The sequence below is a fragment of the Streptomyces sp. SL06 genome, from assembly GCF_058244745.1.
The window spans coordinates 5,892,569-5,913,859 of sequence record NZ_JBSYOT010000002.1; the positions used below are offsets into that span (position 1 = coordinate 5,892,569).

Annotated in this window: 20 protein-coding genes; 14 read left to right on the top strand and 6 right to left on the bottom strand. The window is 73.5% G+C overall.

What is annotated here, in order from left to right:
- Positions 1–10 precede the first annotated feature (10 nt).
- Positions 11–985: a DUF2510 domain-containing protein gene (locus AC4IHM_RS27025; RefSeq protein ID WP_490870949.1), complete on the top strand. Its 975-nt coding sequence runs from the start codon at positions 11–13 to the stop codon at positions 983–985.
- Between the two features lie 32 nt (positions 986–1,017).
- Here the strand turns inward: AC4IHM_RS27025 and AC4IHM_RS27030 are convergent, their stop codons facing one another.
- A complete protein-coding gene (locus AC4IHM_RS27030) occupies positions 1,018–2,220 on the bottom strand; it encodes an amino acid deaminase/aldolase (protein WP_490869588.1) in 1,203 nt (400 codons plus the stop codon).
- A 1,691-nt stretch (positions 2,221–3,911) separates the two neighbouring features.
- On the opposite strand from AC4IHM_RS27030, the gene AC4IHM_RS27035 reads away from it, so the two are divergent.
- Together AC4IHM_RS27035 and mycP are read left to right on the top strand one after the other, a co-directional pair.
- Positions 3,912–4,724 (top strand): hypothetical protein, encoded by an 813-nt coding sequence (locus tag AC4IHM_RS27035; protein ID WP_490870950.1) that lies wholly within the window; start codon positions 3,912–3,914, stop codon positions 4,722–4,724.
- Positions 4,721–5,902 carry a type VII secretion-associated serine protease mycosin gene (mycP, locus tag AC4IHM_RS27040; RefSeq protein ID WP_490869589.1) on the top strand — a complete coding sequence of 394 codons (1,182 nt, stop codon included), beginning with the start codon at positions 4,721–4,723 and terminating at the stop codon, positions 5,900–5,902. The genes AC4IHM_RS27035 and mycP overlap by 4 nt, the downstream gene beginning before the upstream one ends.
- On the opposite strand, the gene AC4IHM_RS27045 is transcribed toward mycP, so the two are convergent.
- Entirely contained in the window at positions 5,887–6,888 is a 1,002-nt protein-coding gene (locus tag AC4IHM_RS27045; protein WP_490869590.1) for a serine hydrolase, read from the bottom strand. The two genes, mycP and AC4IHM_RS27045, sit on opposite strands and share 16 nt — an antisense overlap.
- 117 nt (positions 6,889–7,005) lie before the next feature.
- Between AC4IHM_RS27045 and AC4IHM_RS27050 the strand changes: the two genes are divergently transcribed.
- Positions 7,006–7,749 carry an SseB family protein gene (locus AC4IHM_RS27050; protein WP_490869591.1) on the top strand — a complete coding sequence of 248 codons (744 nt, stop codon included), beginning with the start codon at positions 7,006–7,008 and terminating at the stop codon, positions 7,747–7,749.
- On the opposite strand, the gene AC4IHM_RS27055 is transcribed toward AC4IHM_RS27050, so the two are convergent.
- Positions 7,740–8,096 (bottom strand): DUF1844 domain-containing protein, encoded by a 357-nt coding sequence (locus AC4IHM_RS27055; RefSeq protein ID WP_490869592.1) that lies wholly within the window; start codon positions 8,094–8,096, stop codon positions 7,740–7,742. The genes AC4IHM_RS27050 and AC4IHM_RS27055 overlap by 10 nt on opposite strands.
- 385 nt (positions 8,097–8,481) lie before the next feature.
- Between AC4IHM_RS27055 and infC the strand changes: the two genes are divergently transcribed.
- From infC to AC4IHM_RS27100, 9 genes are all read left to right on the top strand, one after another.
- Positions 8,482–9,147 (top strand): translation initiation factor IF-3, encoded by a 666-nt coding sequence (gene infC, locus AC4IHM_RS27060; RefSeq protein WP_490870951.1) that lies wholly within the window; start codon positions 8,482–8,484, stop codon positions 9,145–9,147.
- 109 nt (positions 9,148–9,256) lie between these two features.
- Positions 9,257–9,451 (top strand): 50S ribosomal protein L35, encoded by a 195-nt coding sequence (gene rpmI / locus AC4IHM_RS27065; protein WP_007829094.1) that lies wholly within the window; start codon positions 9,257–9,259, stop codon positions 9,449–9,451.
- Between the two features lie 97 nt (positions 9,452–9,548).
- Positions 9,549–9,932, top strand: a complete 384-nt coding sequence (gene rplT, locus AC4IHM_RS27070; RefSeq protein ID WP_490869593.1) for a 50S ribosomal protein L20 — start codon at positions 9,549–9,551, stop codon at positions 9,930–9,932.
- 182 nt (positions 9,933–10,114) lie between these two features.
- Positions 10,115–10,963 (top strand): TrmH family RNA methyltransferase, encoded by an 849-nt coding sequence (locus tag AC4IHM_RS27075; protein WP_490869594.1) that lies wholly within the window; start codon positions 10,115–10,117, stop codon positions 10,961–10,963.
- A gap of 50 nt (positions 10,964–11,013) precedes the next feature.
- On the top strand, positions 11,014–12,153 hold the full coding sequence (locus AC4IHM_RS27080) for a sensor histidine kinase (protein ID WP_490869595.1): 1,140 nt from the start codon (positions 11,014–11,016) through the stop codon (positions 12,151–12,153).
- A gap of 176 nt (positions 12,154–12,329) precedes the next feature.
- Entirely contained in the window at positions 12,330–13,451 is a 1,122-nt protein-coding gene (pheS, locus tag AC4IHM_RS27085) for a phenylalanine--tRNA ligase subunit alpha (protein ID WP_490869596.1), read from the top strand.
- Positions 13,451–15,964 (top strand): phenylalanine--tRNA ligase subunit beta, encoded by a 2,514-nt coding sequence (gene pheT / locus AC4IHM_RS27090; protein WP_490869597.1) that lies wholly within the window; start codon positions 13,451–13,453, stop codon positions 15,962–15,964. The genes pheS and pheT overlap by 1 nt, the downstream gene beginning before the upstream one ends.
- 333 nt (positions 15,965–16,297) lie before the next feature.
- Positions 16,298–17,638, top strand: a complete 1,341-nt coding sequence (locus tag AC4IHM_RS27095; RefSeq protein WP_490869598.1) for an NsdA family TPR-like regulatory protein — start codon at positions 16,298–16,300, stop codon at positions 17,636–17,638.
- Positions 17,639–17,775: 137 nt separating this feature from the next.
- The gene (locus AC4IHM_RS27100; RefSeq protein ID WP_490869599.1) at positions 17,776–18,339 is read left to right on the top strand and encodes an NUDIX hydrolase; all 564 of its coding nucleotides are present in this window, start codon (positions 17,776–17,778) and stop codon (positions 18,337–18,339) included.
- Here AC4IHM_RS27100 and AC4IHM_RS27105 read toward each other — a convergent pair.
- Positions 18,336–18,593, bottom strand: coding sequence for a hypothetical protein (locus AC4IHM_RS27105; protein ID WP_490869600.1), 258 nt, complete (start codon positions 18,591–18,593; stop codon positions 18,336–18,338). The genes AC4IHM_RS27100 and AC4IHM_RS27105 overlap by 4 nt on opposite strands.
- 182 nt (positions 18,594–18,775) lie before the next feature.
- Positions 18,776–19,648 (bottom strand): 3-hydroxybutyryl-CoA dehydrogenase, encoded by an 873-nt coding sequence (locus tag AC4IHM_RS27110; protein ID WP_490869601.1) that lies wholly within the window; start codon positions 19,646–19,648, stop codon positions 18,776–18,778.
- A 177-nt stretch (positions 19,649–19,825) separates the two neighbouring features.
- On the opposite strand from AC4IHM_RS27110, the gene AC4IHM_RS27115 reads away from it, so the two are divergent.
- On the top strand, positions 19,826–21,064 hold the full coding sequence (locus tag AC4IHM_RS27115; RefSeq protein ID WP_490869602.1) for a glycoside hydrolase family 10-like protein: 1,239 nt from the start codon (positions 19,826–19,828) through the stop codon (positions 21,062–21,064).
- A 1-nt stretch (position 21,065) separates the two neighbouring features.
- Here the strand turns inward: AC4IHM_RS27115 and AC4IHM_RS27120 are convergent, their stop codons facing one another.
- On the bottom strand, positions 21,066–21,260 hold the full coding sequence (locus AC4IHM_RS27120; RefSeq protein WP_490869603.1) for a DUF1918 domain-containing protein: 195 nt from the start codon (positions 21,258–21,260) through the stop codon (positions 21,066–21,068).
- Positions 21,261–21,291: the final 31 nt, after the last annotated feature.

The following is a 21,291-nucleotide window of genomic DNA, read 5'->3' on the forward strand; positions in this document are numbered from 1 at the left end:
CGGAATGAGCATGACGCCGCCGCCCGGCTGGTACCGCGATCCGTCGGCCCCCCACCAGGAACGCTGGTGGGACGGCACGGCCTGGACGGAACACCGGCGCGCCCCCGGGCCCGCCGGGTACGGACCGGCGCAGCCCCCGCAGCAGCCGGTGCCCCAGGCGCCGCCCGGCGGGGCGCCGACCGTGCCGTTGTCCACGGGCGGCGGCGGTACCGGGAGCGGGAAGGCCGTGGCCCTCACCGCCGCCGCGGCCGTGCTGGTCGCGGCGGTCGTCGCCGGCGTACTCGTCCTGCGCGAGGACGACGACGGCGGACCGCAGGCGCGGACCCCGCCGGTCACGGCGACCCCCACCGACCCCGCGCCGGTGAGCGAGCCGCCGTCGCCCTCGCCCACCCCCACCGAGCCGTCCGCCGACGACCCGGCCGTGGTCGAGGACCAGCTCAACGGCATCACCTTCCCGATGCCGGACGGTTGGGTCCTGCCGAAGTACGTCACCGAGCACAACGTCATGATGACCACGGACGGCACCTACGACTGCCCCGGCGACAGCGGCCGGTGCCGGCACGGCCTCGTCATCTCCCGCACCGTCACGGCGAACGCCGAGTCCTCCCCGAAAGTCCTCGCCACGCAGGACATCGAGGACGCGGCCGACGACGCCTACGAGGAGGACCTGATCGGCAACAAGCCCTTCGGCGGCATCGAGTCCCACCAGGAGGTGGCGTCCGGGCCGGTCGCGGTCGCCGGACGCGCCGGGTACTACGTGCGCTGGCGGGTGACGACGGCCAAGGGCCCCGGCGGTTATGTGCAGTCGCTGGTGTTCCCCTCCACCGTCGGCACCGAGTCCCCGATCCTGGTCCGCTACGTGTTCGACGCCGGCGAGGACGGACCGCCGCTCGCCGACATGGACCGGATCACCAAGGGCATCCGGCCCGCCGGCGACGCGGACACCGCCGGCGGCGTGGGCAGCGGCATCGGCCCGTCGAGCTGACCGGTCCGGGCCATGGAGGGCCGGCCGCCGGGCTACAGGAAGGTGTGCCCCTCGCCCCGGTACGTCGGAACCGTCTGCGTCACCGCGTCCCCCTCCACCAGGTGCAGCGTGTCGAACCGCTCGCACAGCTCACCGGCCTTGGCGTGCCGGAACCACACCTTGTCGCCGATGAGGAGGTCGTCGGCGGGGGAACCGAGCAGCGGCGTCTGCACCTCGCCCGGCCCCTCCTGGGGGTCGTAGCGCAGCCCCTCGGGCAGGTACGGCACCGGCAGCCGGTCGGCGCCGGCCGCACCGGAGGCCGGGTATCCGCCGCCGAGCACGGTCACGACCCCCACTGCCGGCCGCCGCACGACGGGCTGCGCGAACAGCGCCGCCGGACGCCCGCTGAACGACGTGTAGTTGTCGAAGAGACGCGGTACGTACAGCCCCGACCCGGCGGCGATCTCCGTGACCGCGTCCTCGGCGGCGGTGTGCTGCACGCTGCCCGTGCCGCCGCCGTTGACGAACTCCAGGCCGGGCACCACGGCCCGGACCGCCCGCACCACGGCGGCACGCCGCTCGGTGAGTTCCCGCCGGGCGGCGGCCTGCATCAGCCGCACCGCCCGCGACCGCAGCGGCCGGCCGGCCACCGCGTCGCCGACCCCGGCGACATGGCCCTCGTACGCCATGACGCCGACGACCTCGAACCCCGGCCGGCGCTCCACCGTCCGCGCCAGGTCGGCGAGCTGGGCGGGGGAGTACAGCGGGGAGCGGAGCGCGCCGACCCGCACCCGCCCGCCGAGCAGCTTCAGCGAGGTGTCCAACTCCAGGCAGACCCGCACGACTTCCCGTCCGCCGTCGCGGGCCGCGTCGATGAGGTTCAGCTGCGCCGGGTCGTCGATCATCACGGTCACGGCGGAGGCGAGCTTGGGATCGGCGGTCAGCTCGGCGTACCCGGCGCGGTCCACCGACGGATAGGCGAGGAGCACGTCCTCGAAACCGGAGCGGGCCAGCCACAGGGACTCGGCCAGCGTGAACGACATGACGCCCGCGAAACCGTCCCTTGCCAGAACCCGTTCCAGCAGCGCACGGCAGCGTACGGACTTGCTGGCGACCCGGATCGGCTTGCCGCCGGCCCGGCGGACCAGGTCGTCCGCGTTGCTGTCGAAGGCATCCAGGTCCACGATCGCCACGGGGGCGTCCAGATGGGCGGTGGCCCGGTCGTATCGGGCCCGGTCGGTGGCGCGCGCAGTCATGGTCGCAGCCTGCCAGACAGGATTACCGCAGGGTAGGGGGACGTTCCGGGCCAATGCCACGGGCCTGCGCACTGGTTCCCCGCCGGGCGGGGTCACGCCGTAGAGTGACGCGCACGCACGGCGGGACGACTCCGGCGGCAGGGCCTCGGGGGCCCGCGCCGGGATGGCGGTCCTCCCGTGCGGGTATGCGTGCCCGGGACGGATCGATCCGCGCCGGGCCGGGGCAGGAGACCACATCACCGGCCCGCGCCGGAGAAGCGGCCCGGACCCGAGGAAACGGGGGGTGCATGAGCACGGAAGCGCGCCGCGCCCCCCTTCCCCCCAACACCCCGCCCCGCCCCACCGCCCCGCCGGCCCCGGAGGCCCCACCGCGCCCCGACGCCGCCGCCTCCGATCCGCAGGCGCCGCCGCGTGCCGGTACCTCACCCCGTCCCGGTCCCGCCGCGCCCAGGCCGCAGACACCGCCGCCCCCCGGGACACCGCCCCGCCCCAGCGCCGCCCCGCGTTCGAGCGCCCCGCCCCGGCCCACCGCGCCGCCCCGCCCCGGCGTTCCGCCGCGTCCCGCCCAGGGGCCCGCCGCGGGCGGCGCGGGCGAGGACGGCCGGCGCTCGTCGAATACGCCGGCCGCCGACGCCGGACGGCCGGCGCGGGCTCCGTACCGGAACAGCGCGGACACCTCGGCCCGGGGAAGCGACGACGCCGCGTACCGACGGCCGGAGACGGGCGGCGGGCGCGCGTACCGGCCCGGCTCCGCGCGGCCCGAGGGCCCGTCGGACGACCGGACGGCGCCGGGAGACGGCGCCTCCGGGAACACCCGGCCCACCTACCCGCGCTTCCGACTCGGCCGCTCCCTCGGCACCGACCCCACGCCCTCGCCCCCGAGTACCGCCGTCCCGTTCCCGGACGCCCCGCCGCCCCGTACGCCCGGCGGGTCCTCCGACGATCCGCCGCGGCCTGCCTCTGCCTCTTTCCCGGACGACCCGTCCCCGCGTGCCTCCGCTTCTTTCCCGGACGACCCGCCGCCGCGGGCGTCCAGTCGTCTCCCCGACGGCGCGTCCCCGCGCGGCTCCGCTTCTTTCTCCGGTGAGTTGCCCTCGCGCGGCTCTGCTTCTTTCTCCGGTGAGTTGCCCTCGCGCGGCTCTGCTTCTTTCTCGGCCGAGCCGCCGCCGCGGGCGTCCAGTCGTCTTCCCGACGGCCCGTCCCCGCGCGGCTCTGCCGCATTCCCGGACGACCCGCCCCCGCGGGCCTCCAGTCGTCTCCCCGACGATCCGGCCCCGCGTGCCTCCTCCTCTCTCTCCGACGCCCCGCCCCCGCGGGCCTCCAGCCGGCTGCCCGATGGTCCGCCCTCGCGTGGGCCCGGTCGGTTCCCCGACGATCAGCCCCCGCGTGCCTCCACCCGATTCCCCGATGTCCCGCCGGTCGTCGGTCGGGCGGAGACGGCCGGGGCACGCCGTACGGGTGAGGCGGCGGGAGGCGGCGGTGAGCCGCAGGCGCTGTTCCAGCGGGGCGGTGCCCCCGTGGAGAGTCCGTCCGAGACGACCAGGCGTCTGCGGCCGGTCCCGGCACAGCCGGAGCGGAAGTCCGAGTGGAGACCCGGGCCGGCGGACGAGTCCGTGGGTGTCTCCGCCACCGGGCCCGACCCCACGTTCTCCTGGAGCGCACCGACGCCCCCCGGCGACGGGCGGCCCCGGGTGTCGTTCGGGGAGCCGGAGGGCTACGACGAGCGCGCCCGGCCACGGCCGCTCGGCGGGCGGCTGCGGTCCCAGGCCGTCGCCGCGGCCGCCTGTCTCGTGCTCGGGACGGGACTCATCACCGGTGCCGTCACCGGCAGTTGGCTCGCCGGAGACTCCGCGGACAGCGGCACGCGCAGCGCGTTCAGCGAGGCCGGGGACCTGTGGCACAGCGTGCCGGTCGACCAGCTGTTCCCGCCCACCGTGCAGGGGCAGGGCGCGGGCCCCGGCGGCGCCGACCGCGTCTGGACCCGCGTCGCAGTCGCCCCGGACGGCGACTGCGCGGGCGCCCTCGACCGGCTGCTGGCCCAGGTGCTCGACCCCCTCGGCTGCCGGCGCCTGCTGCGCGCCACCTACACCGACGCCACCCAGAGCCACGTCACCACCGTCGGCCTGCTCTTCACCAAGGCCGACGCCGCCGCCATGACCTCGCTGGCGACCCGGTTCGAGAAGGAGGGCCTGGCCCGCCGCGACGACCTCATGCCGCTGCCGTACGCCGCCAAGGACACCGTCGCCGCCGGCTTCGGCGCGCCGCAGCGGGCCTCGTGGACCGTCTCCGTCCTCACCGACGCCCCCGTCGTCGTCTACGCGGTCTCCGGCTGGTCCGACGGCCGCACCGTCGACGAACCCGAGCCCGCCCAGGAGGCCACCGAGTCCGGCGCCACGTCGGCCCCCGCCCAGGCCGGCCTCGGCCACGAGGCGCAGGGCCTCGCCGACCGCGTCGAACGTGCCCTGCGCAAGAACGTCGGCCCGGCCACGGAGCGCCCGTCGTGAGCGCCCCCGGGATCCGCCGGACGGGCCGCGCGCTGAGCCTGTTCCTCGCCGCCGCCCTCGTCCTCGTCCCCGCGCCCGCCGCCCACGCCGACGGCATCCGCGCCCAGCAGTGGGCCCTGGACGCCATGCACACCGAGGACGCCTGGCGCACCACCAAGGGCGCGGGCGTCACCGTCGCCGTCCTGGACACCGGCGTCGAGGCCGACCACCCCGACCTGACCGGCAACGTCCTCACCGGCAAGGACCTGGTCGGCTTCGGCGCGAGCGAGGGCGACCGCGCCTGGGCCCGGCACGGCACCGCCATGGCCGGGATCATCGCCGGGCACGGCCACGGCGACGGCAACTCCGACGGCGTCATGGGCATCGCCCCGGAGTCGAAGATCCTTCCCCTGCGCGTGATCCTGGAGGACGGCGACCCCGCCCGCGCCAAGGCCCGCAAGACCCGCGGCAACGCCCTCGCCGAGGGCATCCGCTGGGCCGCCGACCACGGCGCGGACATCATCAACCTCTCCCTCGGCGACGACTCCGCCTCCGCCCACCCGGAGCCCGCCGAGGACGAGGCCATCCAGTACGCCCTGAAGAAGGGCGTGATCGTCGTCGCCTCGGCCGGCAACGGCGGCGAGAAGGGCGACCACGTCTCCTACCCGGCCGCCTACCCGGGCGTCATCGCCGCGACCGCCGTCGACCGCTACGGCACCCGCGCCTCGTTCTCCACCCGCCGCTGGTACGCCACGGTCAGCGCACCCGGCGTCGACGTGATCATCGCCGACCCCGACCACCGCTACTACGAGGGCTGGGGCACCAGCGCCGCCTCCGCCTTCGTCTCCGGTGCCGCCGCCCTGGTGAAGGCGGCCCACCCCGGCCTCACCCCGGCCCAGGTCAAGTCCCTGCTGGAGGACACCGCCCGCAACGCCCCCACCGGGGGCCGCGACGACTCCCGCGGCTTCGGCTTCGTCGACCCCGCCGCCGCCATCGAGGCCGCCGGGCGGCTGAAGCCGCAGGGCCTGAAGGCGGCGGCGTACGGCGACGAGTACTTCGGCTCGGGCCCGCGTGACCCCGACTCCGACGGCGGCACCTCCGCCTGGGCGGCCCCGCTGGCCGGCGGCGCGGGCGGCGTCCTGGTGGTCGCCGCCGTGGTCCTGTGGCGGGGCCGGCGCGAACGCTACGACGACTTCTGACCCTGCCCGGCCCCGGCCCCGTCGGCGAACACGGACACCGCCGCCCGCGCCGCCGCCTCGGTCAGCGTGATCCCCTCCGCCTCGGTCGCGCTGCCCCGCGACACCACCGCCACCAGGTAGTCGTGGCCGTCCGACGTGACCCGCCCGATGCTGTTGACCACCCACAGCCCGCTGGTACTGCGCCGCAGCCAGCCGTTCTTCAGCGCCCACGCCGAGCCGTCCGCGCCGTCGGCCGCCGCCGACACACCCCACCGCTGACCGTCGGCTATCCGCCCCATCAGCCCGCTCACATACGCCCGCGAGGCCTCGCTCAGCGCGGAGCCGTCCGCCACGAACACCTGCCGCAGCAGCGCGATCTGGTCGGCGGCCGTGGTCTGCGTCAGCCCCCACAGCGCCCCGTCGCCGCCCTTGGTCCGGGTGAGCCCGAGGCGCTCGTTGGCGGCGTCGAGCCCGTCCGCCGTGCCGATCGCCCGCCACAGCGCCGACGCCGAGTCGTTGTCACTGTCCTCGATCATGGCGACGGCGTACGCCTTCTCCTCGGCGGTCGGCGAACGCCCCGCGTCCTGCGTCTGGAGCAGCAGCGCCGCCAGGATGTCGACCTTGACGATGCTCGCCGTGTCGAAGGCGCCGGAGCCGTACGACGCGCTGTCGCCGGAGTCCGGGTCGAGCACCGCCGCCGACACCTCGGCACCCTCCGGCACGGTCACCGAGGCCATGGCCTCGGCCAGCAGCGCGTCCCGGTCCACGGCCGGCTCGACGGTCTTCACCGATGCCTCCCCGCCCGCGGTTGCCGAGGCCGACGACGATACGGATACGGCGCCGGGCCGCGCGTGCACCTGCCAGTACGCGCCACCGGTGGCCGTACCGGCCACGACGACGAACGCGACCAGCGCGACACTCACCGGTGCGCGCCGGTGCCGCCCGGCCCCGTGGGCTCCCCGCGCCCTTCGCGCTCGGCGGGCTCGCCGGGTTCTGGAGGGATCCATGCCCGCGATGATTCAGGCGGCGGCTGTGCGATCCATTGGGCGGACGTTAAATCTGGGTCAGATCTCCGTGAGAGGCCGGTGAGGACCGCCGGCCGCCCCCCGATAGGCTCGTCGACCGTGGCGAACAAGAACATCCCCGACTCCCCCTTCTCCGACGACGACGGCTCCGCCGATCCCCGGCTGAGCGCCGCGCTCGCCGCCTGGGCCGAGGACCGCACCGCCCTGGCACCCGTACTGGAGGCGCTCAGCGGCGCCCGGCTGCTCGTCCCCGTCGTGGCCGTCCTCGGCGAGGTGACGGAGGACGACAACGGGCTGCGCCGTGAGAAGACCAGCGACATGGCCGTACCCACGCTGAAGGCCGGCGACCGCACCGCGCTGCCCGCCTTCACGTCCACGGACTCGCTCGCCCGCTGGGATCCGGGAGCCCGCCCCGTCGCCGTACCCGTGCACCAGGCGTTGCGGGCCGCCGCGCACGAGAAGGCGGACACGGTCGTACTGGACATGGCGGGACCGGTGCCGTTCGAGCTGACCGGGCCGGTGCTGCTGGCGCTGGCCGAGGGCCGTACGACGACCGACCCGCTCGCCGACCCGGCCGTCACCGGGGCGGTACGTGCCGCGCTGGCCGCCGAGCCCGCCGTGCTCCGCGCCCATCTGGGCCCCGGGCAGGCCGACGGCACCCTGGCGCTGGTCCTGGACCCCGGGGCACGGCCGGGGGAGGCCGCCCGCGCCGTCGCCGAGCGCCTTGCCGCCGACGAGACACTGAGGGCCCGCCTGGTGCGCGGCCTCGACCTGGCACTGCTGCCGGCCGGGGCGGCGCCGTCGGGCGAGCCCCTGTACGTCGCGGCGGCGGCTCAGCCGTAGATCGCGCCGGTGTACTTCTCGCCCGGACCCCGGCCCGGCTCGTCCGGGACCAGGGAGGCCTCGCGGAAGGCCAGCTGGAGCGACTTCAGACCGTCCCGCAGCGGCGCCGCGTGGAACGAGCTGATCTCGGTCGCGGTCGCGTCCAGCAGACCGGCCAGCGCGTGCACCAGCTTGCGGGCCTCGTCCAGGTCCTTGTGCTCCTCGCCCTCCTCGGTCAGGCCCAGCTTCACGGCGGCGGCGCTCATCAGATTGACGGCGACCGTCACGATCACCTCGACCGCGGGAACCTCGGCGATGTCGCGGGCCATGGCGTCGAAGTCGGGCGTCTCAGGAGGGGTCTCACTCATGCCGCACACGATAGGGGCACCGGGCGGCACGGCCCCACCCGGTCTCGGTTAGCCCTTCCCCCGCCGAGCTGCTAACCTTGTGTTACGACCGGTCGGACACGCACGCCTCATGGCAGCGGATCCGGCCCACAAGTGGAGGCTTCGAACTCCCACCTGGCCGTCCTCCGGGCGGCGGGTCACCGGTCAGGCGGTCCCGTCCCAGCGGCGGTGACCAGCCCGAAATCGCGCCCCGCGACTGTCGCGGCGGTGCTCCGGTAGCAGTTCGAGGAGCCCCGCCTGTGATCGGCCGGGGCATTTTTCTTGTCCCGGTGCGGTTAGGTCCGTCGAACCCAGATGTTACGCGGCTGTCCGCCAGACCGTCGCGTGGTGCTACCGAGGAGGATCCATCAGCGCCGAGCCCCGCATCAACGACCGGATTCGCGTTCCCGAGGTGCGACTTGTCGGTCCCAGTGGCGAGCAGGTCGGGATTGTCCCGCTTGCCAAGGCCCTGGAGCTTGCGCAGGAGTACGACCTCGACCTCGTCGAGGTCGCGGCGAACGCCCGTCCGCCCGTGTGCAAGCTCATGGACTACGGGAAGTTCAAGTACGAGTCGGCCATGAAGGCCCGTGAGGCGCGCAAGAACCAGGCGCACACGGTCATCAAGGAGATGAAGCTCCGGCCGAAGATCGACCCGCACGACTATGACACCAAGAAGGGTCACGTCGTCCGGTTCCTCAAGCAGGGCGACAAGGTCAAGATCACGATCATGTTCCGTGGCCGCGAGCAGTCCCGCCCCGAGCTGGGCTACCGACTGCTCCAGCGTCTCGCGGAGGATGTCGCCGACCTCGGGTTCGTGGAGTCGAACCCGAAGCAGGACGGCCGAAACATGATCATGGTCCTCGGTCCGCACAAGAAGAAGACCGAGGCGATGGCCGAGGCTCGCCAGGCGCAGGAAGCCCGCAAGGCCGAAGCGAAGGCCAACCCGGGCCGCTCGCAGAACGCCGCGGACGACGACGCCGTGAACGCCGAGGCCTCGGCCGAAGCTCCGGCCGAGGCTTCCGCCGAGGCGTGACTGCGGGGGACGCCAGTCCCCAGGACGTAACCGATACAAGCGACGCTCCACCGTGCCCGGTTCTCACGACCGGGCACCGGAGCGCCATCGACGAGGAGAGAACGGCGCCATGCCGAAGAACAAGTCGCACAGCGGTGCCAGCAAGCGCTTCAAGGTCACCGGTTCCGGCAAGGTGCTCCGTGAGCGCGCCGGCAAGCGCCACCTGCTCGAGCACAAGTCGTCGCGCCTGACGCGCCGCCTCACCGGCAACGCCGAGATGGCCCCGGGCGACGCCAAGAAGATCAAGAAGCTTCTCGGCAAGTGACGTACGGGCGCCACTGAGCGCCGTACGACAGGACCGGGACCCATTCGATACCGGGCCGCGTGAGGACCACCGCGGCCCCGCTACAAGGAGTCAACAAGTGGCACGCGTCAAGCGGGCAGTCAACGCCCACAAGAAGCGCCGGGCGATCCTCGAGCAGGCCTCCGGCTACCGCGGTCAGCGTTCGCGCCTGTACCGCAAGGCCAAGGAGCAGGTCACCCACTCGCTGGTCTACAACTACAACGACCGCAAGAAGCGCAAGGGTGACTTCCGCCAGCTGTGGATCCAGCGCATCAACGCCGCCGCCCGCGCCAACGGCATCACGTACAACCGCTTCATCCAGGGTCTGAAGGCCGCCAGCGTCGAGGTCGACCGCAAGATCCTCGCCGAGCTGGCCGTCAACGACCCGAACGCGTTCGCCGCGCTCGTCGAGGTCGCCCAGAAGGCGCTGCCGAGTGACGTGAACGCGCCGAAGGCCGCGTGACGCCGCGCCGGCCCTGAGCCGACGTGACCGGACCCGCAGGTTTTGATGCCTGCGGGTCCTGTTGTTGCCGCCTGGACCTCGGTTCTTCGGCTGCGGGTGCGTCGTGGCTTGTCGCGCAGTTCCCCGCGCCCCTTCGGGGCGTGTCGCGGTCGGCGTCGATCCAAGAGCGAAGGTGAGTAAGAGTGCGTCCCGTCAGCCCCGAGCTGATCTCCCCCCGGTCCTCCCGGGTCGCCGCCGCGCGGCGGCTGGGGAAGCGGAACTTCCGGGGGAAGGAGCGGTTGTTCCTGGCCGAGGGGCCGCAGGCGGTGCGGGAGGCCGCGGTGGGCGCGGACCTGCTGGTCGAGCTGTTCGTCACCGTCGAGGCCGCCGAGCGGTACGCCGACATCGTCGGCGCCGCCCGGGAGGCCGGCGCCCGGGTCCACCTCGCCGCCGAGCAGGTGATCGAGGACATCTCCACCACCGTCACCCCGCAGGGCCTGGTCGGGGTGTGCCGGTTCCTGGACACCCCCTTCGACGAGATCCTCGCCGCCCGCCCCAAACTCGTCGCCGTCCTCGCCCACGTCCGCGACCCCGGCAACGCCGGCACCGTACTGCGCTGCGCCGACGCCGCGGGCGCCGAGGCCGTCGTCCTCACCGACGCCTCCGTCGACCTGTACAACCCCAAGGCCGTACGCGCCTCCGTCGGTTCCCTCTTCCATCTGCCGGTCGCCGTCGGCGTCCCCGTCGAACGGGCCGTCACCGGGCTGCGGGAGGCCGGCGTCCGCGTGCTGGCCGCCGACGGAGCGGGCGAGCACGACCTCGACGCCGAACTGGACGCGGGCACCATGGGCGGGCCCACTGCCTGGGTGTTCGGCAACGAGGCCTGGGGCCTGCCGGAGGAGACCAGGGCGCTCGCCGACGCCGTGCTGCGGGTTCCGATCCACGGGAAGGCCGAGAGTCTGAACCTCGCGACCGCCGCCGCCGTATGTCTCTACGCGTCGGCGCGTGCACAGCGCGCCGCCGGAGGGTGCCGCTCCGTCACCAAGGCCTAGTAGGGTGACCGGCTCAAGGCCCCCGCGCGGCTGAGAGGTGGGGTACGGGGATGAGCGTCGGCACGAGCAGCGCACCGGGAGCACGGGAGGCGCCGCGACCGCCCGCGCCCCGCCCGCCCGGCGATCTCTCCGACCTCGGCGTCGACCCCGACGACCTGCCCGACGGCCTGGTCGTCGCGGACGAGCACGGCCGCGTCGTCTGCTTCAACGCGGCCGCCGCCCGGATCACCGCCGTCCCCGCCGCCGCTGCCCTCGGACGGCGCCTGGAGCAGGCGCTCCCGCTGGAGGACATCGAGGGCCGGCGCTGGTGGCAGCTGACCGACCCCTACGGCGGACTCGCCATCCGGGTCCGCCAGCCCGAGCGCAACCTCCTCCTGCCCGGCGGCAGGGAGGTCCTCGTCTCCGCCCGCTACGTCCGCACCGAGCCCACCGGCCCCGTCCACCGCGTCGTCGTCGGCCTGCGCGACACCGAGGCCCGCCGCCGCACCGAGCGCAGCCACGCCGAGCTGATCGCCACCGTCGCCCACGAACTGCGCTCACCGCTCACCTCCGTCAAGGGCTTCACGGCCACGCTGCTGGCCAAGTGGGAGAGGTTCACCGACGACCAGAAGCGGCTGATGCTGGAGACCGTCGACGCCGACGCCGACCGGGTCACCCGGCTCATCGCCGAACTCCTCGACATCTCGCGGATCGACTCGGGCCGCCTCGAGGTCCGCCGCCAGCCCGTCGACATCGGCGCCGCCGTCGGCCGGCACATCCAGGCGTACGTCGCCGCGGGCCTGGAGGCCGACCGCTTCCTGCTCCGCCTCGCCCAGCCGCTGCCCGATCTGTGGGCCGACCCCGACAAGATCGACCAGGTACTGAGCAACCTGCTGGAAAATGCCGTGCGACACGGCGAGGGAACCGTCACCATCGACATCACGCCCACGGCGTCCCCCCGGGAAGGGGAGGAGGCCGGCACGTCGGTCACGGTGAGCGACGAAGGGGCCGGCATCCCGGAGGAGTCCATGAACCGCGTCTTCACCCGCTTCTGGCGGGGCAGCAAGCGCGGCGGCACCGGCCTCGGGCTCTACATCGTCAAGGGCATCGTCGAGGCCCACGGCGGCACCATCACCGTCGGCCGCGCCCCCGGCGGCGGCGCCGAGTTCCGATTTACGCTGCCCGTGGCGGCACCGGCGTACCTCAGCTGAGACGGCCGACGACCCCACGGGCGCATTCGCCTTCCTCCACCCCGTTAGACTCGGCCTTTGGCACCTTTGTGTCCCGCAGACGAAGACGCCCGCACGCGGACGCCTCGTCCGCAGAGGCTTCGTCCACGAGCCGGTGACGGGGACCATCAGCCAGCCAATCGGAAGCACGGGAAGAGATGTCGGCACCGAATAAGTCGTACGACCCTGTCGAGGTCGAGGCGTTGAAACCGGAAGAGATCGAGCGCATGCGGGACGAGGCGCTCGCCGCCTTCGCCGCCGCGGACTCCCTCGACGCCCTCCAGGAGGCCAAGGTCGCCCACACCGGCGGTGCCTCCCCGCTGGCGCTGGCCAACCGCGAGATCGGCGCCCTGCCCCCGCAGGCCAAGGCCGAGGCCGGCAAGCGCGTCGGCATGGCCCGGGGCGCCGTGAACAAGGCGCTGGCCGCCCGCCAGGAGCAGCTGGAGGCCGAGCGGGACGCCCGCGTCCTGGTCGAGGAGGCCGTGGACGTCACGCTGCCCTACGACCGGGTACCGGCCGGCGCCCGCCATCCGCTCACCACGCTCTCGGAGCGCATCGAGGACGTCTTCGTGGCCATGGGCTACGAGGTCGCCGAGGGCCCCGAGGCGGAGGCCGAGTGGTTCAACTTCGACGCCCTCAACATCGGCCCGGACCACCCGGCCCGCGGCGAGGCCGACACGTTCTTCGTCGCGGGGCCGGACGGCGGCACCGAGTCCGGCGTCGTGCTGCGCACCCACACCTCGCCCGTGCAGATCCGCTCCGCGCTCGGCCGCGAGCTGCCGGTCTACGTGATCTGCCCCGGCCGCGTGTACCGCACCGACGAGCTGGACGCCACGCACACCCCCGTCTTCCACCAGGTCGAGCTGCTCGCCATCGACGAGGGCCTGACCATGGCGGACCTCAAGGGCACCCTGGACCACATGGTCCAGTCGCTGTTCGGCGCGGAGATGAAGACCCGGCTGCGGCCGAACTTCTTCCCCTTCACCGAGCCGTCCGCCGAGATGGACATGCTCTGCTACGTCTGCAGGGGCGCGTCCGTCGGCAACCCCGACCGGCCCTGCCGCACCTGCTCGAACGAGGGCTGGATCGAGCTGGGCGGCTGCGGCATGGTCAACCCGCGGGTGCTCACCGCCTGCGGCGTCGACCCGGAGAAGTACAGCGGCTTCGCCTTCGGGTTCGGCATCGAGCGGATGCTGATGTTCCGCCACAACGTCGAGGACATGCGAGACATGGTCGAGGGTGACGTCCGGTTCACCCGGCCGTTCGGGATGGAGATCTGATGCGGGTCCCGCTTTCCTGGCTGCGGGAGTACGTCGACCTGCCGGCCACCGAGACCGGCCGCGACGTGCAGGCCAAGCTGATTTCGGCCGGCCTCGAGGTCGAGACCGTCGAGCACCTGGGCGCCGACCTCAAGGGGCCCCTCGTCGTCGGCCAGGTGCTGACCATCGAGGAGCTGGAGGGCTTCAAGAAGCCGATCCGCTTCTGCACGGTGAACGTGGGGCAGGCCAACGGCACCGGTGAGCCGCAGGAGATCGTCTGCGGCGCGCGGAACTTCGCCGTCGGCGACAAGGTCGTCGTGGTCCTGCCCGGCGCCACCCTGCCGGGCGGCTTCTCGATCTCCGCCCGCAAGACCTACGGCAAAACGTCCCACGGCATGATCTGCTCCAGCGACGAGCTGGGCATGGGCGACGACGGCACCCACGGCATCATCGTGCTGCCGCCGGAGACCGAGGTCGGCAAGGACGCCGTCGAGCTGCTGGAGCTGGTCGACGAGGTCCTGGACATCGCCGTCACCGCCAACCGCGGCGACTGCCTGTCCATCCGCGGTGTCGCCCGCGAGACCGCCATCGCCTACGGCCTGCCGCTGCGCGACCCGGCGCTGCTCGACGTGCCCGGCCCCAACGCCTACGGCTACCCGGTGAAGATCGCCGACCCCGCGGGTTGCGACCGCTTCACCGCCCGCACCGTGACCGGCCTCGGCGCCGAGGCACGCTCCCCGATCTGGCTCCGGCGAAGGCTGCAGAAGGTCGGCATGCGCCCGATCTCGCTCGCCGTCAACGTCACCAACTACGTGATGATGGAGCTGGGCCAGCCGCTGCACGCCTACGACCGCGCACTGGTCCGGGGCACCATCGGCGTGCGCCGGGCCGAGCCGGGCGAGAAGCTCACCACCCTCGACGGGGTGAAGCGCACGCTGTCCCCCGAGGACCTGGTCATCACCGACGACCGCGGCCCGATCGGTCTCGCCGGTGTCATGGGCGGCGCCAACACGGAGATCGCGGACCACGGCGACGCCGAGAACGCGACGAGTGACGTGGTGATCGAGGCCGCGCACTTCGACCAGGTGTCCATCGCGCGCACCGCCCGCCGGCACAAGCTGTCCTCCGAGGCGTCCCGGCGCTTCGAGCGCGGCGTCGACCCGCAGGCCGCCGCCGCTGCCGCGCAGCGCACCGTCGACCTGCTCGTGCTGCTCGCGGGCGGCACCGCCGAGGCCGGCGTCACCGAGATCAGCGCCCCGTCCGCGCCGCACACCATCAGCCTCCCGGCCGACCACCCGGACAAGGTCGCGGGCGTGGTCTACGGCCGCGAGAGCGTCGTACGCCGCCTCCAGGAGGTGGGCTGCGACGTGTACGGACAGGACGAGCTGATCGTCACCGTGCCGTCCTGGCGGCCCGACCTCACCGACCCGAACGACCTGGCCGAAGAGGTCATCCGCCTGGAGGGCTACGAGAACCTGCCCGCCACCCTGCCCAGGCCGCCCGCGGGCCGCGGCCTGACCCCCCGGCAGCGGCTGCACCGCCGGGTCGGCCGGGCACTGGCAGGCGCCGGTTACGTCGAGGCGCCGAACTACCCGTTCGTCAGCGAGCAGGTCTTCGACCGGCTCGGCTTCGACGCCGACGACCCGGTCCGCCGTGTCGTCAAGCTGGTCAACCCGCTCAGCGACGAGGAGCCCGCGCTGCGGACCTCGCTGCTGCCGGGCCTGCTCGGCGCGCTGCGCCGCAACGACGGCCGGGGCTCGCACGACCTGGCCCTCTTCGAGACCGGCCTGGTCTTCCACCCGCGCGAGGAGCGGCGGGTCGCCGTGAACCTGCCCGTCGACCGGCGCCCCGGCGAGGACGACCTCGCCGCGCTGGACGCCGCGCTGCCCGACCAGCCGCGGCACGTCGCCGTCGTCCTGGCCGGCGCCCGGGAACAGGCCGGCTGGTGGGGCAGGGGCCGTCCGGCCGACTGGGCCGACGCGGTCGAGGCGGGCCGCCTCGTCGCGCGGGAGGCCGGAGCCGGGCTGATCGTCCGCAAGGGCCAGTACGGGCCCTGGCACCCCGGGCGCTGCGCCGAGCTGGCGGTCACCACCGACGGTACCGAGCGGGTCGTCGGGCACGCCGGTGAGCTGCACCCGCGGGTGCTCAAGGCGCTCGGTCTGCCCGCACGCACCTGTGCGATGGAACTGGACCTCGACGCGGTGGAGCGGGCCGGCGACGACACGCCCCAGGCGCCGGGCATCTCCACGTTTCCCGTCGCCACGCAGGATGTCGCCCTGGTGGTCGACGAGTTCGTCCCGGCGAGCGAGGTCGAGGCGGCGCTGCGCGAGGGCGCGGGCGAACTGCTGGAGTCCATCCGGCTGTTCGACGTCTACGACAACGCGGAGCAACTGGGCGACGGGCGCAAGTCGCTGGCGTACGCGCTGCGCTTTCGCGCGGGGGACCGGACGCTGACGGTCGACGAGGCGTCCGCCGCCCGCGACGCCGCGGTCGCCCTCGCGGGCGACCGGGTGGGAGCGGTGCTGCGCGGTTAGCGGTCCGCCCCAGGGGGCGCGTCGCTCGCGCGGTTGCCCGCGCCCCTTTCGGGGGCGCGGGCAACCGCGCGACCAGTCACAGCGCACCCGGCGGCGCCGTCCGCCCTGCCGCGGAGCGTCGGGCAGGCAGCCGGGCGGACGGCGTGAACGCGGGCCGCCGCACTGTACGAGGGGGGAGCCGGCGGCCCGGCCGGCCTCTTTCGAGGCATTTCAGTCAACCGGCCCGGAACTCTCCGCGACAGTGCGCGCACGGTGCGGATGCACGTACTCCGTTCACACCCCGTGCGAAGGCAGACGCACTACGCTGTCGGCACCGAGCCACCGGGGGCACCCATGCAGCCCAACACCCTGCTCGACGCGATCCTGGACGAGGCCGGGATCTCGCACGCGGGACTGGCCGCGCACGTCAACCAGGCGGGCCGGACCCGTGGACTCGCACTGAGATACGAACACACCGCCGTCGCACGGTGGTTGAAGGGGCAGCGCCCGCGCGGCCAGGTGCCCGACCTGATCTGCGAGGTCCTCGCGACCCGGCTGCACCGCCCCGTCACCCTGGACGACATCGGCCTCGGCGTGCCCGGTGAGCCGGCCGCAGCGCACACCGGCTCGCTCTGCGGGTTCGTGGAGCGGGCCACCGCCCTGTGGCGCTCCGACCAGCAGCGCCGCCCGCACGTCCTCGGCGCCCCCGCGCTCACCGGCACGCCCGCCGTGATGCCGGTGTGGGAGTGGGAGAACCCGCCCGGGGACGTGGACGTCTCCCGCGGCGGCCGGCACCGGGTCACCGCGGCCGACCTGGAGATGCTGCGCAGCGCGCGCGCCCACTACGAGCAGATGTACCGCAAGACCGGCGGCATGGCGACCCGCGCCCGCATCGTCGGCTTCCTCAACTCCGAGGCCGCCCCGCTGCTGCGCGGCGGCTACACGGACGCCACCGGCCGCCAACTGCACCGGGCCACCGGCGGTCTGGTCGCGGTGGCCGGCATCTGCGCGTACGACTCCGACGCGCACGGCCTCGCGCAGCGCTACTTCCACCAGGCGCTCAGGCTCGCGAAGGCCAGCGAGGACCGGGGACTCGGCGCCTACGTCATCGCTCTGCTGGTCAACCAGGCGCTGTTCATGCGGGAGAACCGGCAGGCCGTCGCCTTCGCCGAGGCCGCCCTGCGCGCCGCCGGCCGGCACATCACCCCGGCGCTCGCCTCCGACCTGTACGCGATGCAGGCGAAGGCGTACGCGCACCTCGGCGACGGGACCAGCGCCCTGTCCTGCATCCGGCGGGCCGAGCAGGCCGCCGAACGCATCCGGCGCGGACACGAACCCGACGAGACCGGCTATGTCCAGCCCGGCCTGGTCAATGTGCAGGTCGCCGAGGCCCTGCTCAGCCTGGGTGAACTCGCGGCGGCGGGGGAGCACGCCGCGGCGGCCGTCGACAACCCGGCGCACGACCGGGGCCGGGTGCACCGCCTGGCCATGCTCAGCACGATCGAACTGCGCCGGGGCAACGCCGACAAGGCGGCGGCCAGCGCCGTGCAGATGGCCGAGCAGGCCCGTGGGATGGAGTCGCAGCGGCTGCGCGACAGGCTCCGCGCGGTCCGCGAGCACCTGGTGCGCAGTGGCCACGCGGGCACGGCCGAGGCCGCCGAACTCATCGACGGGGCACTGCGCGTACCGCTGTAGGCCCTGGCGTCCGGGGCGGTGTCCCCGCCGCGCCCGTCGCCGCGCCCGTCGCCGCGCCGTGAGCGGGCGTCGTGCGCCTGCTGCCGGGGCGTTCCTGCTGCGATATTGCCACCTACCCAAGGAAAGGTGGCAGAACCGTGCAGTGGACGAAACTGAACGAACAGAACGTGTACTCAAATCGCTGGTTCAGCGTCAATCTCGCCGATGTGGAGTTGCCGGACGGCCGGCATCTGGACCACTTCCTCATACGGATGCGCCCCGTGGCCGTGGCCACGGTCGTGAACGAGGCCAACGAGGTCCTCCTGCTGTGGCGGCACCGGTTCATCACCGACAGCTGGGGCTGGGAACTCGCGGCCGGCGTCGTCGAGGACGGCGAGGACGTGGCGGTGGCGGCGGCCCGGGAACTGGAGGAGGAGACCGGCTGGCGGCCGGGACCGCTGCACCACCTCATGAGCGTGGAGCCGTCCAACGGACTCACCGACGCCCGGCACCACATCTACTGGGCCGGCGAGGGGGCGTATGTCGGGCACCCCGTGGACGACTTCGAGTCGGACCGCCGGGAGTGGGTCCCTCTCAAGCTGGTTCCCGACCTGGTCGCCCGGGGCGAGGTCCCGGCCGCCAACATGGCGGCCGCGTTACTGCTGCTCCACCACCTCCGGCTCGGGCAGGACGCTCCGCCCGGCCTCGGTGGCGGAGCCTAGTGCCCGAAGGCCTGCCAGACCGCCACGGCCAGGGCGCCCACGGCCGCGACGACCGCGATGGAGGGAAGCGGCCAGCGGGCGTGTTCCAGGGCGGTCAGCCGTGTGCTCAGTTCCGCCAGTTCCTTGGCGGTCTCCTCGGTGCGGTGGGAGAGCAGGGCCAGTCCGCCCTCGACGCGGGCGTAGGCCACGTCCAGTCGGCGTCGTAACTCCGCGAGTTCTCCCTGGGCGACGGAATGCTCGGGATCGGCGGTCACGAACCGCTCCTTTCCGTAGTCGTCTCACATCCCTTGCATGTGCATGGCTAGTCAACTCCGCCAGGTGGGCGCCCGGGAGAGTGTGCGCGGGGCATATGCGGGCCCGATGCGCACACTCCGTGTGAACGCCGCGGGCCCGGCACCTCATCAGGTGCCGGGCCCGTAGCCGTCGCTCTGTGTGATCAGCCGTAGGTGTAGAACCCCGAGCCGCTCTTGCGGCCCAGCCGGCCCGCGTCGACCATGCGCTGGAGCAGCGGGGGAGCGGCGTACAGCGGCTCCTTGTACTCCTCGTACATCGAATACGCCACCGAGGCGACCGTGTCCAGGCCGATCAGATCGGCCAGCTTCAGCGGGCCCATCGGGTGGGCGCAGCCCAGCTCCATGCCGTTGTCGATGTCCTCGCGGCTGGCGATGCCCGACTCGAACATCCGGATCGCGGAGAGCAGGTACGGGATCAGCAGCGCGTTCACCACGAAGCCGGAGCGGTCCTGGGCGCGGATGGCGTGCTTGCCGAGCACCTTCTCGGTGAACACCTGCGCCCGGCTGAGCGTGCCCTCGGAGGTGGTGAGCGCCGGGATCAGCTCGACCAGCTTCTGCACCGGGGCCGGGTTGAAGAAGTGGATGCCGATGACGTGGTCGGGCCGCGAGGTGGCGACCGCCAGCTTCACCAGCGGGATCGAGGAGGTGTTGGAGGCCAGGATCGCGTCCGGGCGGGTCACCACCTGGTCGAGCACCTGGAAGATCTCGGTCTTGACCTGTTCGTTCTCGACGACGGCCTCGATCACCAGATCACGGTCGGCGAACTCGCCGAGGTCGGTGGTGAAGCGCAGCCGCGCCTGTGTCGCGTCCCGCTCCTCCTCGGTGATCTTGCCGCGTTCGGCGGCCTTGGCGAGCGAGTTGTACAAGCGGGTGCGGCCGATCTCCAGAGCCTCGCCGGTGGTCTCGGCGACCATCACCTCCAGACCGGAGCGGGCGCACACCTCGGCGATGCCCGCCCCCATCTGACCGCAGCCCACCACGCCGACGCGTGCGATATCTCCCGAGATTCCGGTCACATCGTCCCCTTCGCTGATCCACGGCTGTGGCAGCAGGCGGGCCGGGGTCCCCGGTGCCTGCTCCGATCGAGCACGTTACCCCCGAATGGCCACGGATCCGTCCCCCGGGTCGGGCATCCTGAAGGGCCGTACACGATCCGTGACCGAGCGGATCCGCAGCGTTCAGGAGGTCTTCCCATGGGTGGTGTCTCGCGCCGTGCCTTCGCGGTGGCGGCGTTGTCGGCGTTGACGACGATCCCCCGCGCGTCGGCGGCACCGGTCCCGTCGGACGCGCCCGCGCACCGCGCCGACACCGGGATGCGGGGCATGTGGCTGGCCACGGTGGCGGGCCGCGACTGGCCCAGCCGCGCGGGGCTGCGCGCCTTCGAGCAGCGCGCCGAGCTGATCGGGTACCTCGACACGGCGGTACGGCACCACCTCAACACGGTGTTCCTCCAGGTCCGCCCGACGGCCGACGCGCTGTGGCCCTCGGCGTACGAACCGTGGTCGCAGTACCTGTCCGGCAGCCAGGGCCGGGACCCGGGCTGGGACCCGCTGGGCACGGCCGTGAAGGAGGCACACGCCCGCGGCCTGGAACTGCACGCCTGGTTCAACCCGTACCGCGTCGCCGTGCACGACGACCCGAGCCACCTGGTGCCCTCCCACCCCGCGCGCAAGCACCCCGGGTGGGTGGTGCCGTACGCCGGAAAGCTCTACTACAACCCCGGGCTTCCCGAGGTCAGGGCCTTCGTGCAGGACGCGATGATGGACGCGGTCAAGAAGTACGCCGTGGACGGCGTCCACTTCGACGACTACTTCTACCCCTACCCGGTGGCCGGCCGGAGCTTCGACGACGCCGGGACCTACCGCGCGTACGGCGGCGGCTTCGCCACCCGGGCCGCCTGGCGGCGGGACAACATCGACCGGCTGGTGCGCGAGACGGCGGCCCGCGTCAAAAAGGTCCGGCCGGCCGCCCGCTTCGGCGTCAGCCCCTTCGGCGTGTGGCGCAACGCGGCCACCGACGCGCTCGGCTCGGACACCCGGGCGGGCGTGCAGACCTACGACGACCTGCACGCGGACACCCGCAAGTGGGTGCGCGAGGGCTGGCTCGACTACATCGTGCCGCAGCTCTACTGGAACATCGGCCTGGACGAGGCCGACTACGCGAAGCTGCTCCCCTGGTGGGCCGAGGTGGCGCGCGGCAGCCGGACGCAGCTGTACGTGGGGGAGGCGCTGTACAAGTCCGGGGACCCGGCGCAGCCCGCCGCCTGGCAGGACCGGGGCGAACTCTCCCGCCACCTCGCGCTGGCCCGGGACCACCCCGAGGTGCGCGGACACGTCTTCTTCTCCGCGAAGGACGTGGCCCAGGACCGGTCGGGAGCGATGGCGCGGGTGGCCACCGACCACTACGCGCGGCCGGCCGCCGCCCCGCGCTGAGCTACCGCCGGGTCTTCTTCTGCCGGATCTCGGAATCGGGTCCGGGCGAGCACACGCTCTCGTGCCCGTCCTCGAACCGGACCCGGTACGGGGGAGAGCCCTTCTCGCCCATCACTTCGACGATCTCCGCGACCTGGTCGTGCTCACCGACCACCCGGCCGTGCCTGACCAGTCGGTCGCCCTTGGTTGCGCGCATGTGTGAGGCCTCCTCACCTGTGTGCGGGCTC

Bases quoted from the DNA above. Each gene is read 5' to 3' on its own strand.
- AC4IHM_RS27025 (WP_490870949.1), top strand. From the start codon at position 11: ATGACGCCGCCGCCCGGCTGGTACCGCGATCCGTCGGCCCCCCACCAG.
- AC4IHM_RS27030 (WP_490869588.1), bottom strand. From the start codon at position 2,220: ATGACTGCGCGCGCCACCGACCGGGCCCGATACGACCGGGCCACCGCC.
- AC4IHM_RS27045 (WP_490869590.1), bottom strand. From the start codon at position 6,888: ATGGATCCCTCCAGAACCCGGCGAGCCCGCCGAGCGCGAAGGGCGCGG.
- AC4IHM_RS27055 (WP_490869592.1), bottom strand. From the start codon at position 8,096: ATGAGTGAGACCCCTCCTGAGACGCCCGACTTCGACGCCATGGCCCGC.
- rpmI (WP_007829094.1), top strand. From the start codon at position 9,257: ATGCCGAAGAACAAGTCGCACAGCGGTGCCAGCAAGCGCTTCAAGGTC.
- AC4IHM_RS27080 (WP_490869595.1), top strand. From the start codon at position 11,014: ATGAGCGTCGGCACGAGCAGCGCACCGGGAGCACGGGAGGCGCCGCGA.
- pheS (WP_490869596.1), top strand. From the start codon at position 12,330: ATGTCGGCACCGAATAAGTCGTACGACCCTGTCGAGGTCGAGGCGTTG.
- pheT (WP_490869597.1), top strand. From the start codon at position 13,451: ATGCGGGTCCCGCTTTCCTGGCTGCGGGAGTACGTCGACCTGCCGGCC.
- AC4IHM_RS27095 (WP_490869598.1), top strand. From the start codon at position 16,298: ATGCAGCCCAACACCCTGCTCGACGCGATCCTGGACGAGGCCGGGATC.
- AC4IHM_RS27115 (WP_490869602.1), top strand. From the start codon at position 19,826: ATGGGTGGTGTCTCGCGCCGTGCCTTCGCGGTGGCGGCGTTGTCGGCG.
- AC4IHM_RS27120 (WP_490869603.1), bottom strand. From the start codon at position 21,260: ATGCGCGCAACCAAGGGCGACCGACTGGTCAGGCACGGCCGGGTGGTC.